This is a genomic window from Mucilaginibacter sp. P4_G9, from assembly GCF_056400985.1.
The window spans coordinates 1-1,604 of the sequence record NZ_JBFUKF010000699.1; the positions used below are offsets into that span (position 1 = coordinate 1).

At 43.3% G+C, this 1,604-nt stretch carries 1 protein-coding gene; it reads left to right on the forward strand.

The features are described from left to right. A partial coding sequence (locus AC1DPZ_RS26835) for a PKD-like domain-containing protein (protein ID WP_477409262.1) occupies positions 1 to 1,604 on the forward strand: 1,604 nt, incomplete at both ends.

Genomic DNA, 1,604 nt, shown 5'->3' on the forward strand with positions numbered 1-1,604 from the left:
CGGTACCGCAACCCTAAAGGCAAGTGGCTCCACGGGAACCTATCAGTGGTATACTAAAACAGCCAGCGGTCGGTCTATATTGCTTTCGTTAAGTGATACTTATACAACATCATCGTTAACTACCAATACTAATTATTATGTGCAAACGGCAATTGGAAAATGTGTTAGTCTGCAAAAACAAGTAGTAGTGCAGGTTAATCCGGTGCCAACTATAACCAGTTCATCATTTGATTTTGCCTGTAGTGGTAATCCATTAAATTATACAATCACGGCAAATTTGCCCACTGCTACATTTACATGGAGCCGTAAAGCAGTAGCGGGTATCAGCAATACAGCATTAACTGCTCAAACATCAAACACAATTACTGAAACATTAATAAATACAACATCCACGGCTATAAATGTAACTTATGTAATTACACCTACTAATGGGAGCTGCTCCGGGAAATCATTAAATTATGTGGTTACTGTTTATCCTACACCGGTTGTAATCAGTGCTAAAAAAGACACGATCTGTTATGGCACTACTGCAAATTATGCCATAAAATTTAATGCTTCGGGCACAATATTTGACTGGAGCCGGGCCGCAGTACCTGGAATAAAGAATGCGGCAGTATCCGGCCAGGCAGCAGACACCATACGCGAGGTTTTATTTAATACTACCAATGCCCCCATTGACGTTACCTACACTACTAATTATAAAGCAAACAATTGTTCCGGAACACCATTTAACTGGGTAATTACCGTAAATCCCCAGGTTAACATAACCAGCGATACTTCAACTACGGCCTGTAGTGGCATACCGCAAGATTATGTTATTACGTCTAATATTTCTACGGCTACATTTACCTGGCAGCGGGATGTGGCACCTCGGATAAGCAATCCTGCAGTTAGCGGGAAAACAACATCCAAAATTGACGAGGCTTTAATAAATACAGGAACGACTACGGCTGTTGTAACTTACATTATAACGCCTATGGCTTTTGGCTGTGCGGGGACACCTTTTATACATACGGTAAGTGTTGGCCCCAAGCCGGTTAAACCTGTAGCTAACAGCAATTCGCCGGTTTGTGTGGGAAGTACCATTCAGTTAAACACTCCTTCACGAGCCGGAGCTACCTATTTGTGGACGGGGCCAAACGGATTTTCATCAAACCTACAAAAAACTGTAATCCCTGCTACAGAGGCAGCAGCAGGAGTTTATAATTTATTTGTTACAGTTGGCGGCTGTACAAGTGATGCCAGTCCGGTTACTGTACAGGTAAATCAGCCTCCAATAGCAAAGGCAAATGGCCCCAATGTTGTGTGTACTAAAGTTGCCTCTATTGCACTTACCGGGTCGATGGCGGGTGGAACCTCAACCGGGATATGGTCAAGCAGTGGAGTTGGCGGTACATTTTTACCATCGGCTACACAGGTTGATAACGTACAATATATCCCATCAGCACAGGATAGGGCAAACGGATCTGTCACCATTACTTTATCGTCAACAAGTAAAGATGATTGTGCAATTAATACATCAAGTGTGGTTATCAAATTCGGGCTGGAACCCGGCGCCGATGCCGGGCATGATATAAACATTTGTTCGCAGGAAACCCGCATAC